Here is a 15,339-nt window from a genome sequence, read left to right as displayed (position 1 = left end):
CTGCTGCCGTACCTACGGCGGCGGCAACCGCGGGACCCTAACCATGGAGCGACCCGATGGCCGAGATCAATACCCTTTCCCCCTCGACTTCCCCCGTGCTGGACGACGAGACGTTGCGCAAGATGGACCGCTACTGGCGTGCCTGCAACTACCTCGCAGCGGGGATGATCTACCTGCGCGCCAATCCGCTGCTGCGCGAGCCGCTCAAAGCCGAGCACATCAAACGCCGCCTGCTGGGCCACTGGGGTTCCGATCCCGGGCAGAGTTTCCTGCTGGTGCATCTGAACCGCCTGATCAAAAAGCTCGACCTCAACGTCATCTATATCGCCGGCCCCGGGCATGGCGCGCCGGCTACCTTGGCGAGCAGCTATCTCGAGGGCCGCTACTCGGAAATCTACCCTGACCGCAGTGAAGACGAAGCCGGCATGCAGCGCTTTTTCCGGCAGTTTTCGTTTCCCGGCGGGATCGGTTCGCATTGCACACCGGAGACGCCCGGCTCGATCCACGAGGGCGGTGAACTCGGTTACAGCCTCTCGCATGGTTATGGCGCGGCCTTCGACAATCCCGATCTGATCGTCGCCGTGATGGTGGGCGACGGCGAGGCGGAAACCGGACCGCTCGCGACCTCCTGGCATTCGAACAAATTCCTCAACCCGATCCGCGACGGTGCGGTGTTGCCGGTCCTGCATCTGAACGGCTACAAGATCGCCAATCCGACGATCCTCGCCCGCATTCCACATGAGGAACTGGAAGCGTTGCTAACAGGCTACGGACACAAGCCGTATTTCGTCGAAGGCGACGAACCGGAGTCGATGCATCAGAAGATGGCGGCGACGCTCGAGCATTGCATCGGCGAAATCCGTGCGATCCAGCAGCAGGCGCGCTCGAGTGGCAGCGCCGTGCGGCCGCGCTGGCCGATGATCGTGTTGCGCTCGCCGAAGGGCTGGACTGGCCCGAAGGAAGTGGACGGCCATAAGGTCGAAGGGTCGTGGCGCGCGCACCAGGTGCCGATTCTCGATCCGGCGACCAACGATGCGAGTCTCAAACTGGTCGAGAGCTGGATGAAGCGCTACCGTCCGGAAGAACTGTTCGACGAAAAGGGCAAGCTCGTCGCCGAACTGCGCGACATGGCGCCGAGCGGCACGCGCCGCATCAGCGCCAATCCGCACGCCAACGGCGGCTTGCTGTGCAAGGCACTCGACATGCCGGACTTCCGCGAATTCGCCGTCGAGGTCAAGACGCCCGGCGCGGAGTACGTGCCGCCTACCGAGGTGCTCGGCAAATTTCTCGGCGAAGTCATGCGCCGCAATATGAGCGACTTCCGCGTATTCGGCCCTGACGAGACTGCCAGCAACCGGCTGACCGCAATCTACGAAGTGTCGGAGAAAACCTGGCTCGCCAAAACCGAGCCTGGCGATGCGGATGGCGGTGAGCTTTCGGTGGATGGCCGCGTCATGGAAATGCTTAGCGAGCACACGCTCGAAGGCTGGTTCGAAGGTTACGTGCTGACCGGCCGGCATGGCCTCTTTGCCACCTACGAAGCGTTCGTGCACGTGATCGATTCGATGTTCAACCAGCACGCCAAGTGGCTCGAAAAGTCGAAACTCGAGTTGAGATGGCGGCAGCCGGTGCCGTCCATCAACCTGCTGATCACGTCGCTGGTCTGGCGTCAGGATCACAACGGTTTTACGCATCAAGACCCGGGTTTTCTCGACGTGGTCACCAACAAGAGTCCGAATGTGGTGCGCATCTACATGCCGCCTGACGCCAACTGTCTGCTGAGCGTGGCCGACCATTGTCTGCGCTCGCGCGATTACGTCAACGTGATCGTCGCCGATAAACAGCCGCACCTGCAGTACCTCAGCATGGACGACGCCGTCACGCACTGTACGAAGGGCATCGGCATCTGGAGCTGGGCCTCCACCGATCACGGCGCCGAGCCGGACGTGGTGATGGCCTGTGCAGGCGACATCCCGACCATGGAATCGCTCGCGGCCGTGGAGATTCTGAAGGAGAAGTTTCCGACGCTGAAGATCCGCTTCGTCAACGTGGTCGATCTGTTCAGGCTGATGCCCGATACCGAGCATCCGCATGGTTTGTCGGACCGCGACTTCGATTCGCTGTTCACGGCCAACAAGCCGGTGATCTTCAACTTCCATTCCTATTCGTCGCTGATCCACAAGCTCACGTACCGCCGCACCAATCACGAGAACCTGCACGTGCACGGCTATCACGAGAAAGGCAACATCAACACGCCGCTGGAACTCGCGATCATCAACCAGGTGGACCGCTTCTCGCTCGCAATCGACGTGATCGATCGGGTGCCAGGTCTGCGCGGCGTCGGCGATCATGTGAAGGAGTGGCTGCGCGGTCAGATCATCGAGCATGTCGCGTATGCGCATGCCGAGGGTATCGACAGCGAGGAGATCCGCAATTGGACATGGAAGGGCTAAGACGATGCCGGATACTACTGCGAAAAGCGAACCGACCATCCTGGTTCTGAATAGCGGCTCGTCGTCGCTCAAGTTTGGTCTGTTCAAGGCGGCTCACGCTGCCGGCAATTCGCAGGCCGATCAGGATGACGAAACGTTATTGCTCGAAGGCAGCGCGGAGGGAATCGGCCGACCGGACGGCAGCCTGAAGATAAAGACAGCCGACGGCACCGTGCTGCTGCAGAAAGACCAGGTGCTGGAGTCGCAAACCGATGCTCTGCAGAGTCTCGCCAGCGTGCTGGCGGACCATGGACATACGCGGCCGGTGGCAGTCGGCCACCGCGTGGTGCATGGCGGCCCGCATCTGCGCGAGCATCAGCTTCTCACACCGGAAGTCAGGCAGCGTCTGCAGGAGGCGGTGCATTTCGCGCCGCTGCATATCCCGCCCGCGCTTGCCTTGATCGATCAGGCACAGAAGATTTTCGGCGACGCGGCGCATTACGCCTGTTTCGACACCGCGTTCCATCGCACCATGCCGCGCGTGGCTACGCAGCTTGCGTTGCCGCGCCGCTATGCGCAGGCCGGCGTGATTCACTACGGCTTTCACGGTTTATCGTACGAATCGCTGGTGCGGCGTCTGGGCGCCGATCTGCCTTCGCGGGCGGTGTTTGCGCACCTGGGGAACGGTTCGAGCGTGTGCGCGTTGCGGGATGGGCGCTCTGTGGATACCTCGATGGGCATGACGCCAACCGGCGGCATGCCGATGGGCACGCGTAGTGGCGATCTCGACCCTGGGGTGCTGCTATACCTGATGCGCACCGAGCATCTCGATGCGGACAAACTTGAAACGCTGCTGACACGCCAGAGCGGTCTCGCCGGTTTTACCGACGGCGAGGGCGATATGCAGGCGCTGGAGAAACGCAGCGCCGCAGGCGATGGGGACGCAGAGCTGGCGGTCGAAGTGTTCGCGACGGCGGTGCGTAAATATGTCGGCGCCTACGCGGCGTTGCTCGGCGGGATCGATCTGCTGGTGTTTGCGGGCGGCATTGGCGAGCACAGCGCGGAGGTGCGGCGCCGCGTCTGTACCGGGTTGGAATTTCTCGGGTTGAAGGCCGACAATCCTGCGGGGAGGGTGCGCGTTCTTCACACCGAGGAGGAGCGGCAGATCGCCCGCCATTGCCGGACGTTGATGCAACACGAGAAGCGTTAGCCGCCGCGGCGCCCGCCGCCGCTTTTGTTGCTTTTGCCGGTTTTCGCAAGCCTGGGCCCGTTGTCACCGCTCGCCAACGTGATCTGGTCGGATACCCCTGTCACGCCGAACAGGCGGGTCACATCTTCCAAAGCGGCTGAACGCTGCTCGTCCCGGTCAACCTGACCCAGCAGCGCCACGTGCCCGCGTTCGATCTTTACCTTGAACAGGTCCTTTGGCAACCACGCGTCCCACGCGAGGCGCCTGAGCACTTCCACAGCGAGCTGGTCATCGTGCTGTATTTCGGAGTCAACACCGCGAATCTCGATGGCGACAACCACCGCTTTGACACCCTCCACCCGCAACGCAGCGCTTTCGGCCGCCTGCTTTTGCCCGGCGTGTTCGACGTAGCCAAGCAGGGTCACGACGCCGGCATCCACCGCGACGGCGGCTCGTCCCGCAGGCACATCCGCCGCGTTTAGCTCGAGCAGCACGGCGCGCTGCAACGCGTCGTCGTTCGAAAGGGCTCGTTTCATGGGACCTCGATCTCCTTGTCCGGCGTCGCCCTGCGTGGGGCGAAAGTGCGACAACCGGGTCTGTTTTCTCATTATGCGTTGTTCCCGCGAGCGGCGTCTTGCTCGTAGCCGCTACCTGCGGCACAGCGCTTGCTCGAACACAGCAAGCGCTGCGGCTCCTGAACGGCCGCGCCGACACATCGACGCGGCCAGGGAGGCCCTCATGTTAGATACCCGTATGCGTGCCGCGGATCACGAGGCGAAGCGGCGTGCCCAAAACGCCGTGTATGACGAAGATACGGTCGCCGCCCATCGTCAGGACTCTGTAAAAACTGCCGGCGCGGCGCTCGAAGATTTCCTGACTCATGCACGCTTCGACTCAGCGGATCCCGCCGCACTAGGCGTCATCCTGACGCAAATGATCGCAGCCGGTCATGACCGTTTGCCGTTGCCGGGCAGCGGCCACACGCTGGCCCGCTGGCGTGCGTTGGCGGCAGTCGCAGCGCGCGATCTCGGTCTCGTCAAACTGTTCGAAGGGCATACCGACGCCCTCGCGATCCTCGCCGAACTTAAGGCGCCTGCCGTGCCCCCCGGAAGTAGTTGGGGCGTATGGGCAGCCGAGGCGCCCGACGCCCGCTTGACCGCTACGCCGCTTGCAAACGGCCAATTGCAGCTGGATGGCGTCAAGGCATGGTGCTCAGGCGCACGCGCGCTCAGCCATGCCGTGGTGACCGCATGGTTGGGCGACGAGCCGGTGCTGGCCGCCGTCGCGCTAACCCAGCCGTCCGTTTCGATCTCTTCAGACCACTGGCAAGCCGTCGGCATGCGCGCGACCGAAAGCGGCGATGTCCGCTTCGAGCAAACCCGCGCCATTCAGATCGGCACGCCGCGCGACTACGTCAACCGCGCTGGCTTCTGGCAGGGCGGCGCGGGTATCGCGGCGTGCTGGTACGGCGCCGCCGCAGGCATCGCTCACATGATGGCCGACGCCGTGGCGGCTCGCCCCGATGCCCATCGTCTCGCGCACATGGGAGCAGTCGATGTCGCGCTGGCCGGTGCTGCGGCGGTGTTGCGCGCCACCGCCGCGCAGATCGACGCTCGCCCGCGCGCTGACGTCCAGATTGCGGCGTTACGCGCACGCCTGATTGTCGAGGCGGCGGCCACCACGGTCATGACCCACGCGGGCCGCGCACTCGGCGCCGCGCCGCTATGCCGCAACGAGCGCTTTGCCCGCGCCATGGCCGACTTGCCGGTTTTCCTCAGACAGAGCCACGCTGAGCGCGATCTGGCCGCGCTCGGCGAGCGCGTGCTGTCGGAGCGAGCAGGCGGGAATGGCAATGCCGATTGCCGCGGAGACAGCGGCGCATGGTCGCTCTAGACAGCCCGCGCGATTGGCTTCAGAAAATGGCGGGACAAACAGGATTGACGATTGATACAGAGCTGGCGCAACGAGCCAGACCCTGAGCTTTAAAACAAGGTGTCCGAAATGATTTCATCAGGCTGCTACTTCGACTCACTCTATGAAGCCTGCGACGACCCGTGGGGCTTTCGCAACCGCTGGTACGAGCGCCGCAAACGTCTGCTGACGATGGCGCTGCTGCCACGCGAGCGTTATCGGCGTGTCTTCGAGCCAGGTTGCGCAAACGGCGAGCTCTCGGCGCAGCTTGCTGCCCGTTGCGACAGTCTGCTCGCGACCGATCTCAACGAAACCGCGGTGCGCCTCGCAAGCGAGCGCCTCGAGGCGTTGCCGCACGTGCTGGTCGAGCGCGGCAGCGTGCCCGACGACTGGCCGGCCGGCAGATTCGACCTGATCGTCATCAGCGAACTCGCGTATTACCTGAGCTCGCCAGAACTGGAGCGGCTAGCCGAATGCATCAAGGCGGCACTCACGCCGGACGGCACTTTGCTGGCTTGCCATTGGCGCCGACCCTTCGATGCGGCTCCACAATCGGCGGCATCCGTGCATGCGTTGTTCGATGCGCGCTGCGGACTTACACGGCTCGCGCGTCACGAAGACGCCGACATGCTGCTCGACGTCTGGTCGCGCGACCCGCGCTCGGTGGCCGAACAGGAGGGGCTGGCATGATCGGCATCGTGATCCCTGCCCATAACGAGGAGGCGTGGCTCGCGCGCTGCCTCGCGTCGATTCTCGAAGCAGCGCGCGATCCCGCACTGGGCGGCGAAGTGGTGCGAACGATTGTGGTGCTCGACGATTGCACCGATCGTTCCGCCGAGATCGCCACGTGTTGCGGCGTGGAGACGCTCGCGTTGCAGGCGCGCAATGTCGGCATCGCGCGAGGCGCCGGTGCACAGCGCCTGCTCGCGGCAGGCGCGCGCTGGCTCGCCTTCACCGATGCCGACAGCCGCGTTGCGCCCGATTGGCTGGCGGCGCAGTTGTCGCTCGCTGCGGATGCCGTGTGCGGGTCGATCTGCGTGGACGACTGGGCGGCGCATCCACAGCAGGTGCGCGACTACTTCCGCCAGACCTACGTCGACGCGGACGGCCATCGTCACGTGCATGGCGCCAACCTTGGCGTATCTGCGCAGGCGTATCGTCGGGCAGGCGGTTTCGCGCCGCTCGCCTGCAGCGAAGATGTGGCACTGGTGGAGCAGTTGCAGGCGAGCGGGGCATGCATCGCGTGGAGCGCCGCGCCGCGGGTCGTGACGAGTGCGCGGCGCGCAAGCCGGGCGCGCGGCGGCTTCGGCGATACGCTGTCCGCATGGGGCGTCAAGCTGGCCGAGCCGTTGTACGGCTATGAAAATCGTCCGGCTGCCGCGGCGGAGCCCGTGCCGCCGACGCCGTGCATGGAACCGTGCGAGCTGGAGGAGGTTATCGAAATTCGCGATCCGTTCGACGACCCGTATCTCAAGACCTCGCCTTCGTAAGTTGCGCCGGCGTATCGGGCGCGCCCATGCGGTTGGCCGCGTCGAGCGGCGTTACGCCCGACGCGTCGCGCGCTTGCGGATTGGCGCCGTGGGCAAGCAGCAGATCGACGATCTCGGTGCGATTGAACATGGCCGCGATCATCAACGCAGTGCGGCCGTCCGGCGAGGCACCCTCGACATCCGCGCCGCCCGCGAGCAGGGCTTCGACAACCTCCTTGAAGCCCTTGAACGCCGCGCCCGCAATAGGGCTCTGGCCATTGTCGTTGCGCAGATCAGGATCCGCGCCGTGTTCAATCAGGGCGCGCACCGCATCGGCGTGACCGTGATAGCTCGCCAGCATCAGCAGACTGTCGCCTTTCTCGTTGCGCAGATTGGGCGGCACCCCTTTGCCGATCACCGCCGCGAGCGTGGCGGCTTCACCGCGCCGTGCGGCGTCGAAGACTTCGCGTGCGACGTCGAGCAGGTCTGGATCGATGCCGCCATTAGCATCGATTGAAGAGGATTTGGGTTCGTCGTTCATGGTGGACTCCGTGCAATGCGGTCGCAGCAGACGCGGGCGTTACACGATTCGCATCGCCCGCCTGCTGCGCTCAAGGGTTCGGCTGCGGCTCGTGGCGCCCCTCGTTCGGTTGCGCGCGGCCCTGCGGTTGTTGCTGCGGCTGACCTTGCGGACGTGCCGGCATCTGGGCCGGCGGCCTGCCACCATTTTCGGGCGGTCTGCCACCGTACTGCTGCTGCGGTTGTCCCTGCGGCTGCTGCGGGGCGCCATGCGGTCCCGCATTCGGACGATACACCGGTTGACCTTGCCCCTGCATCGGCGGCGGGTACGGATGGCCGCCGTTCGGGTAAGGCTGACCCGGGTGAGGCGGCGGCTGATACGGGCGTCCCTGATAGCCGCCGGGCGGGCCGCCATGACGCCAGCGATCGCGATCGCCATACCACGGACGGCCGGCATAGTAGCGGCCCCAGTAGTCGTCGATCGAAAACACGATGATTGGCAGACCGATCACCGCGCCGTAGCTCTGCAGCGGCACTTCGTTGCCTTCGTAAGCATACGTGAGGGAGTTGCCGTCGACCCAGCCGCGCAGATCGCCGAGCGCTACATCGCACCATTCGTAATCGCTGACGCAGTCGAACACCTCGACCGGCTGATTGGGCCCAAGGCCGGTTACTACCGGATAGTCGTCGCCGGGTCCTGCCATCAGGTTAATGGGTTGATTCGTGAGCGCATCCACCTGGGCGAAGGCGACGCATGGAAAAGCGAGTGCTGCGGCAAACGCCGCGCGGGTTGCCAGTTTGAGCGTGGCAGTGGGCCGGATTGGCATGAGAAACGCGCCTGAGGTCGCTGTAGTTGGTAGGTGATCAGCGTAGCAGATGGGCGACGCTTAGGCTGTAAGCGCGCGGGCCGTGGCAGCGCGAAATTGTGTGAATTTGAAACCGGGCGTAACGGCCGTGGGCTTCGGCCTGAAGCGGTGGCGTGCGTTGCATTGAAATTGCACTGAACGTATCGCCGGCGTGGCCACAACGAGGCTCGCGCCGAGGCAGCGCTACAGGCGTTGATTCACCTGGCGGATTGATAAGACCATGCGTATACGTTACCGTCGCGCTACCGTCCGGAGCGGGCACGCCGCTTGCTGGCGCTTAGACAGTCGCCTGAGCAGCCGCTCAAGCAACGCATGCCGTTGCGCGGGCGAACCCGCTGCATCTGCGGCAGCTGGCGCCGGAGGTTCGGTGGCTGCAGCCGTGCGGCATTTTCCGCTTTCGATCCTGGAGAAAAACACATGCATATCGTGACGAACGTGGGGCCGCTCGCGGCACTGATTGCGGGCATTCTGATTCTCGTGGTGCCGCGCCTGCTCAATTACATCGTGGCGCTGTATCTGATCATCATCGGCCTGCTCGGCCTGTTCGGCGACCACATTCGCTGATCGACATGGCCGCTGGACGCCCGTCGGCGTCCAGCGAACATCATCCGCCGCGCGTCAGCGCCCGGCACCGGATGCCGCGCGGCCGACGTTGGCCGTAGCGAGCGGCGCTTCGTCGAGACGGCGAAATATCAGCGCCGACACCAGCGTAATCACACCCATGCAGACGAAGCTCAGACGGAAGCCCATCGCCGCCGAGCCGAGCTGTGCCGCGAACAGCTTCACCAGGCCACCGCCGATCGATACGCCAAGCCCCATCGCCAGCATCTGAACCATCGAAAACAGGCTGTTGCCGCTGCCCGCGTCTTCGTGCGAGAGACCCTTCAAGGTTACGCTGTTCATTGCGGCGAACTGCATGGAGTTACCGGCGCCGAACACGGCCAGCACGATAATTTCGACAAACAGCGGCGTGCCACGCGAGATCAGTGCGAAGGCCACGATTGCCGCACCGACGATCACCGTGTTGACCAGCAGGAACATGTCATAGCCGTAACGCCGGATAAGCGGCGCGATCCAGCGTTTGGCGACGGTACCGGCGAGCGCGGCCGGCAACATCATCAAGCCCGAATGGAGCGGCGTATAGCCGAGTTGCAACTGCATCAGAAGCGGCAGCAGGAACGGCACCGCACTCGAGCCGACGCGGCACACCAGATTGCCGATCAGGCCGACGCTAAAGTTAGGTTCGCTAAACAGTTTGAGCTTGAACAGCGGATTGGCACGGCGCTTTGCGTAAGGCACATAGGCGAGGGCCGAGACGAGACCCAGCACGAACAGACCCGCGGCCCACGCAGCGCGATGGGTTTGCACCGGTGTCTCCACTGCGAGCGAGAACGCGATCATGCACAGCGAGAGCAGGGCGCAGCCCGCCAGATCGAACGGCGGCGCGGCCGAGGTCGTGCCGCGCGGCAGATAGCGGTGCACGGCAAAGAGCCCGATGGCGCCAATCGGCACATTGATGAGGAAGATCCAGTGCCACGAAATGGCCTCCACGAACCAGCCGCCCAGCGTCGGTCCGACAATCGGACCGACTTGGCCCGCCACGGAAATAAACGCCAGCGCCGACACATACTGCTCGCCGGACACACTGCGTAGCACGGCAAGCCGCCCGATCGGCAACAGCATCGAACCACCGACGCCTTGCAGTACCCGCGCAATCACCAGTTGTCCGAGCGTGTGTGCGCTCGAGCAGCACAACGAGCCGAGCACGAAGATCAGGATGGCCGCGAAATAAACCCGGCGCGTGCCGTAGCGGTCGGCGAGCCAGCCGGAGGCGGGCGTGAGCATCGCCATGGTGAGCGTGTAGGCGACGATCACCGGCTGCATGGCCAGCGGTTTTTCGTTCAGGCTGTGCGCGATCGACGGCAAGGCCGTGTTGACGATCGTCGTATCGAGCGACTGCATGAAGAAGCCGGCAGCGACGATCCATAGCAGCGCAGTCTGGGTTGAATCCTTACTCATGTGAACTTCTCGGGGATGCTGGGGCGCCTCGCGCGCCTTGCACCGCAACAAGGCGGTGGGAGTTATTCGATGACGCAACTGACGACGCAAGCATTGGGCAATTAATCGGGATAGCGACATGATATTGACATATACGTCAATCGGGAACCCCACTAGGGACATTGACTGTTATCGGCATTGCCGATAACAATGACGCATGCTCAATCCTATCTGGCTCAAGACTTTTGCCGCTGTCGCCGCGTGTCATAGCTTCACGGAGGCAGGGCGGCAACTCGGCCTCACGCAGTCGAGCGTGAGCGAACACATCCGGCGGCTCGAACAGGAAATCGGCCGGCGGGTGTTCGTGCGCGATACCCACTCGCTCGCCATGACGCCCGATGGCGAGGCGATGCTCGCGCACGCCAGCGTGATCCTGCAGGCGCTGACGCGGGCCGAATCGCAGTTTCGAGCGCCGCGCCTGAAGGGCCGGGTGCGCCTCGGTTCGTCCGATGACGTTGCGCTCGGCCCGCTACCCACCGTGCTGGCGGCGTTCCGCAATGCCCATCCCGACGTGGAACTGGAAATCACCATCGGCATGACCGGCAGGCTTTATGAACTGCTGGACGCGGGTTCGATCGATCTGCTGGTCGGCAAGCGGCGTCTCGGCGACCGGCGCGGCGTGCCGCTTTTCACCGGACGGCTCGAGTGGCTTGCGCGTACCGGTACGCTGGTGGACATGACGCAACCGCTGCCGCTGATCCTCGTGGCGGAGCCGAGCGTCACCCGCGCCGTGGTGCTGGATGCGCTCGCCGAAGCGGGTTTCAGCTGGCAGGTGGTATGCACGAGCAGCAGTCACTCGGGATGCATTGCCGCGGCACGCGGCGGCCTGGGCATTACCGTGCGGCCGCAATATCTGACGGCACGTGGCCTCGCGGCGCCGGTCAACAGTGCGAGCCTGCCGGTTTTGCCGGATGTGGAGTTCATCGCGCTTGCCGCCAGACGGCTCAGCCGCCCTGCGGGCACATTGCTGCAGTTGCTGCACGACAGCGATCTGCGTGGGACGTGGGTCGGCGAGTAGCGTGCTACCTTAAAGCTTCAGCCAACACGGAACTACATGATGTCGACAGCCTCTCCACTCGCACTCCACCGGTTTCCTCGTTTCAGCCTGCTCGAAGGAGCCACGCCTATCCAGCCTCTCGCACGCCTGAACCGGCAGCTTGGCGGTGTCGAAGTGTTCGTCAAGCGTGACGATCTGAACTGGCTTGGCGGTGGCGGCAACAAATTGCGCAAGCTCGAATTTCTGGTCGGCGAAGCCATCGCGCAAGACGCAGACACGATCATCACGGTCGGCGCGCGCCAGTCGAACCATGCACGCCTGACCGCGGCGGCAGCGGCGCGTGCCGGTCTGAAGTGCGAACTGGTTCTGACTCGACTGGTGCCGCGGTACGACGACGACTACCTCGAGAACGGCAATATCGTGCTGAATGGCCTGTTCGGCGCCCATGTGCACGACTTGCCGGGCGACGCGAATGCGCTAGCGTTTGCAGAAGAGCGCGCGACAGCTTTACGCGCCGAAGGACGCAAGGTGTATGTCTGTCCGTTGGGTGGATCGAGCCCGGCCGGTTGCCTCGGCTATGCGGATTGCGCGGCGGAAATCGTCGCGCAGTCGGAGCAGATGGGCGTTCCGTTCGATTACATCGTGGGACCGAACGGCAGTGGTGGCATGCACGCCGGCCTCGTGGCCGGGATGATCGCGCTGGGTCGTACCACGCCCTCAGTCATCGGATACGGTGTGTATGGTCCAGCCGAAGCCGCCCGCGCCGCGACCCTCGACAAGGCCAATCAGACGATCCGCCTGATCGATCCAACGCTCGGCGTGCCCAGTGAGGCGGTGGTTGTCGACGGCAGTCAGCTTGGCGACGGCTACGGGATCCCCACTGAAGCGATGCTGCGGGCGGTGCGACTGCTGGCCTCAACGGAGGGGCTTTTGCTCGATCCCGTGTACAGCGGTAAAGCTTTTGCGGGTCTGTTGCATGGAATCAAGACCGGCGCGTATCGTGCCGGACAGCGCTTGCTGTTTGTGATGACGGGTGGTTTGCCAGGGCTGTACGCCTATCGGAGCGCGTTCGAAGGTTCCAGATAACGGCCCGTGCGCGTCTCGGGCCTATCCGTTCAACCAGCGGATGGCATCGTCGACGACCGTATCCCAGTCTCCCGTTAACGTTTGGCGCAGTACGCTGACGTTATCCATCCAGGGCGTGATAGAGCCTTGGCTACCCCAGCGCCAGTCGCAGGAGACCGGTGTCAGCACAGCGGTGGGCTTGCCGATCATTGCACTGAGATTGGCAACGCCTGAGTCCACCGCAATGACCGCGTCCAGTTGTTCGATGCAGGCAGCTGTGTCCGCAAAATCTTCGATGCCCGGGTCGTATTGGCCAAGATTGCCCGAGGGAATGCCGGCGAGCGGCTGAGCCGCGGGATGGTGCAGACTCACGAAGTGTATGTTGGGCTCGACTTGCGCATCACCAATCAGGCGATTGACCGCAGCAAGCGGCAAGCTGCGCGCAGCAGCCCAATAGCGGTCAATGCTGCTGGCCTCGATAAAGTGACGTTGACTGCAATCCCAAAAGAGCCCGACCAGACGCTTCCCGGAGTGTTTCGCCCTCAGGGCTTGCACCCATCCGGCAGCAATATTTCGTTCTGTTAAGGGTGCCTGGATGTAAGGCGTAAAGTACGGCGTGGGCGGCGTCGTGCGCGCTGCAGCCAGCACTGGCAGATGCAGCAATGTGATGTGCAGGTCTGGCGCGAAGGCCCGCACAGCATCCCGTAGCGCCTCGGGTAGCGGGGCACCCCGATCGAGCGGACGCTCTGCACTGACAACCGTGCATTGAGGCAACGCCGCTTTCATCAGCGCGTGAATCTGGCTGTCGCAACTGACCATAATGATCGCGCCGGCCGCAAGCCAATGCGAAAGGCAGGAAAAGAGCAAAAATGATCGCCGAAGCCTAGCTGATTCGTGACGAGCAGGCGCTTGCCACGCAGATCCTGTTCACCCGTCCAGCTGGGTACACCGTCTGGTCGATAACTGCCGCTGTTGTCCTGATTGCGCGCGAGCCAGTGGTTGAAACCCTGAGGCAGTCCAGTCTTGAGGAGGGCCTCGCCCAACAGGCGCTCGGCTACCGGGGCCAGAGGGGCGTTATCGGCCGCGGCCCCCTGCCATGCGCGCCGCAACATGGGGATGCCGCGCTCGAAGTCGCCCGCCATCTCAAGACTATGTCCAAGATTCAATTGATAGAAAGTGGTGTTCCACGGCAGCGACGCGTAGTGAAGCCAGGTTGCGATGGCTTCGAAGTGACGCCCGAGTAACGTCAGGCAATGCGCGCGCAGGCAGACGAATTCAATGTTCCGGGGATCCAGCGTTAATGCCTTCTCGGCCCATGGCAACAATTCACCGTCACGCTTAAGCTCGATTAGCGCGAGACAAATGTCATTTAGAGCAGCCAGATCTTCTGGTGCTAGCGCGTGCGCTGCTAACGCCCTTTGCAATGATGCGTCCATTTGTTTACTTATTTATCGATTTATCGGACTCAGCCGAGAAAGCGTCAAATGATAGCGCCGCGCCATAAAAATCATGGCAAATCTATTATGTTTTACGACAACCGAAAATTCAAAAAAACCGGGGGTTATTCTGCAGGACTGATTGATGCCACGTCTCGCACGCCGATGCGCGGCATCCATTGGCTCTTTTAGCGCGAATCGCCGTCATGATGCGGTTCGTGCTTATCCTTTTGCTGTACTTCCTTGGGCTCGAGCCGCGTCTTGCCGCCCGTCGACGGTGCGTCGCTTGCCGGGAAACTGTCTTCCACGGCCTGATCGATCTGCGCTTCGCCCTTATCGGCGTGCGGATGCTTCTCGGTGTGCTGCTTCGACATGGTGTGCTCCTTGACTTGAACGATCCGGATCAACGATACGGGTCAAGGTTAAGCAGCAAGCCGCATGCCTCGCGCTTCCGCGAGAATCCAGTCGCGGAACAGATCCATCGCCGGCGCCATGTGCCGCGATTTCAACCGGCTCAGCCAGTAGCTGCCGGTGCTCACTTCAGTGTCGAACGGGCGCATCAGCAGCCCGTTTTGCAGTTCGCGTCCGAACATGCACGGCGGTGCGAGCGCTACGCCCGCGGCTTGCATGGCGGCTTCCACCATCAGTCGCGACGAGTCGAACACCGGACCGTTGATCGTCCACGGCTCGAGTCCCGCGGCGTCGAGCCAGAGGGTCCATTCATCGGCGCGATATGAACGCAGCAGCGTTTCCTTGACGAGGTCGCGAGGCGTGGCGAGCCGTCTGGCAATCTCCGGCGCGCACAGCACGCTCAGCGGAGCGTCGAGCAGCAATTCGTTGTGAGTGCCAGGCCAGATTCCTTCGCCGAAGCGGATCGCGAAGTCGAGCCCCTCCGCGGCGAGATCTACAAGATTGTTGTGGGTCAGCAGCCGCAACTCGACAAACGGATGTGCGTCACGAAACGATTTGAGTCGAGGCATCAGCCAGCCGACCGCGAACGTGCCGACTACTCCCACCGTGAGCACCTCGTGGAAATGCCCGCCCTCGAACTGCTTGAGTACGCTTTCGATGCGTCCGAAGGCGTCGCTCAGCACCGGCAGGAGCGCCCGGCCTTCGTCCGTAATGCCGAGCCCGCGCGGCAAGCGCTTGAACAGCGTCGTGCCGAGCCGCTCTTCGAGCATACGCACCTGCTGGCTGACGGCCGCCTGCGTGACGTTGAGTTCGAGCGCGGCGCGCGTGAAACTCAAATGGCGTGCCGACGATTCGAACGCGCGTAGCGCGTTAAGTGGGAGATGGGGACGCATACGATCCAGACCAAGATTTTCTTTACCCTAGGTCGGATTATCCCCGTTTGTGAGGCGCTCGCAAAGGTGAAACCGTCGCGCTCTGCCGCAACG

General features: G+C 63.4%; 15 protein-coding genes and 1 pseudogene. 8 read left to right on the top strand and 8 right to left on the bottom strand.

What is annotated here, in order from left to right; translation table 11 throughout:
• Window positions 1-56 precede the first annotated feature (56 nt).
• The gene (locus tag BUS06_RS12990; protein WP_074264623.1) at window positions 57-2,453 is read left to right on the top strand and encodes a phosphoketolase family protein; all 2,397 of its coding nucleotides are present in this window, start codon (window positions 57-59) and stop codon (window positions 2,451-2,453) included.
• A 4-nt stretch (window positions 2,454-2,457) separates the two neighbouring features.
• On the top strand, window positions 2,458-3,642 hold the full coding sequence (locus tag BUS06_RS12985) for an acetate/propionate family kinase (protein ID WP_074264622.1): 1,185 nt from the start codon (window positions 2,458-2,460) through the stop codon (window positions 3,640-3,642).
• Here the strand turns inward: BUS06_RS12985 and BUS06_RS12980 are convergent.
• Window positions 3,639-4,157 (bottom strand): BON domain-containing protein, encoded by a 519-nt coding sequence (locus tag BUS06_RS12980; protein ID WP_074264621.1) that lies wholly within the window; start codon window positions 4,155-4,157, stop codon window positions 3,639-3,641. The two genes, BUS06_RS12985 and BUS06_RS12980, sit on opposite strands and share 4 nt — an antisense overlap.
• A 202-nt stretch (window positions 4,158-4,359) precedes the next feature.
• On the opposite strand from BUS06_RS12980, the gene BUS06_RS12975 reads away from it, so the two are divergent.
• The 3 genes and pseudogenes from BUS06_RS12975 to BUS06_RS12965 form a co-directional block, all read left to right on the top strand.
• Entirely contained in the window at window positions 4,360-5,514 is a 1,155-nt protein-coding gene (locus tag BUS06_RS12975; RefSeq protein ID WP_074264620.1) for an acyl-CoA dehydrogenase family protein, read from the top strand.
• 108 nt (window positions 5,515-5,622) lie between these two features.
• The gene (locus tag BUS06_RS12970) at window positions 5,623-6,222 is read left to right on the top strand and encodes a class I SAM-dependent methyltransferase (protein WP_074264619.1); all 600 of its coding nucleotides are present in this window, start codon (window positions 5,623-5,625) and stop codon (window positions 6,220-6,222) included.
• Window positions 6,219-6,866: pseudogene (locus BUS06_RS12965) on the top strand (glycosyltransferase); the annotation flags it as partial. The gene BUS06_RS12970 and the pseudogene BUS06_RS12965, both read left to right, overlap by 4 nt.
• 136 nt (window positions 6,867-7,002) lie before the next feature.
• Here the strand turns inward: BUS06_RS12965 and BUS06_RS12960 are convergent.
• Together BUS06_RS12960 and BUS06_RS12955 are read right to left on the bottom strand one after the other, a co-directional pair.
• Window positions 7,003-7,542, bottom strand: a complete 540-nt coding sequence (locus tag BUS06_RS12960; protein WP_074264618.1) for an ankyrin repeat domain-containing protein — start codon at window positions 7,540-7,542, stop codon at window positions 7,003-7,005.
• A gap of 70 nt (window positions 7,543-7,612) precedes the next feature.
• A complete protein-coding gene (locus tag BUS06_RS12955; protein WP_083611414.1) occupies window positions 7,613-8,347 on the bottom strand; it encodes an SH3 domain-containing protein in 735 nt (244 codons plus the stop codon).
• Window positions 8,348-8,803: 456 nt separating this feature from the next.
• Between BUS06_RS12955 and BUS06_RS12950 the strand changes: the two genes are divergently transcribed.
• Window positions 8,804-8,950 carry a DUF3096 domain-containing protein gene (locus BUS06_RS12950; protein WP_074264617.1) on the top strand — a complete coding sequence of 49 codons (147 nt, stop codon included), beginning with the start codon at window positions 8,804-8,806 and terminating at the stop codon, window positions 8,948-8,950.
• Between the two features lie 54 nt (window positions 8,951-9,004).
• On the opposite strand, the gene mdtD is transcribed toward BUS06_RS12950, so the two are convergent.
• Window positions 9,005-10,525, bottom strand: coding sequence for a multidrug transporter subunit MdtD (mdtD, locus tag BUS06_RS12945; protein ID WP_143787513.1), 1,521 nt, complete (start codon window positions 10,523-10,525; stop codon window positions 9,005-9,007).
• Between the two features lie 76 nt (window positions 10,526-10,601).
• Here mdtD and BUS06_RS12940 point away from each other — a divergent pair, with 76 nt between their 5' ends.
• Complete coding sequence (locus BUS06_RS12940; protein WP_074264615.1) at window positions 10,602-11,462, top strand: LysR family transcriptional regulator; 861 nt, start codon at window positions 10,602-10,604, stop codon at window positions 11,460-11,462.
• Between the two features lie 39 nt (window positions 11,463-11,501).
• On the top strand, window positions 11,502-12,527 hold the full coding sequence (locus tag BUS06_RS12935) for a D-cysteine desulfhydrase family protein (protein WP_074264614.1): 1,026 nt from the start codon (window positions 11,502-11,504) through the stop codon (window positions 12,525-12,527).
• 21 nt (window positions 12,528-12,548) lie between these two features.
• On the opposite strand, the gene BUS06_RS38175 is transcribed toward BUS06_RS12935, so the two are convergent.
• The 4 genes from BUS06_RS38175 to BUS06_RS12920 form a co-directional block, all read right to left on the bottom strand.
• Window positions 12,549-13,292 (bottom strand): hypothetical protein, encoded by a 744-nt coding sequence (locus BUS06_RS38175; RefSeq protein ID WP_254368841.1) that lies wholly within the window; start codon window positions 13,290-13,292, stop codon window positions 12,549-12,551.
• The gene (locus BUS06_RS38170) at window positions 13,292-13,942 is read right to left on the bottom strand and encodes a hypothetical protein (RefSeq protein WP_254368839.1); all 651 of its coding nucleotides are present in this window, start codon (window positions 13,940-13,942) and stop codon (window positions 13,292-13,294) included. Before BUS06_RS38170 ends, BUS06_RS38175 begins: the two co-directional genes overlap by 1 nt.
• A 188-nt stretch (window positions 13,943-14,130) precedes the next feature.
• Complete coding sequence (locus tag BUS06_RS12925; protein ID WP_074264613.1) at window positions 14,131-14,316, bottom strand: hypothetical protein; 186 nt, start codon at window positions 14,314-14,316, stop codon at window positions 14,131-14,133.
• A gap of 48 nt (window positions 14,317-14,364) precedes the next feature.
• The gene (locus BUS06_RS12920) at window positions 14,365-15,255 is read right to left on the bottom strand and encodes a LysR family transcriptional regulator (protein ID WP_074264612.1); all 891 of its coding nucleotides are present in this window, start codon (window positions 15,253-15,255) and stop codon (window positions 14,365-14,367) included.
• Window positions 15,256-15,339: the final 84 nt, after the last annotated feature.

Source organism: Paraburkholderia phenazinium (assembly GCF_900141745.1).
Classification (GTDB): domain Bacteria; phylum Pseudomonadota; class Gammaproteobacteria; order Burkholderiales; family Burkholderiaceae; genus Paraburkholderia; species Paraburkholderia phenazinium_B.
This window is presented reverse-complemented; position numbering and strand designations above follow the sequence as displayed.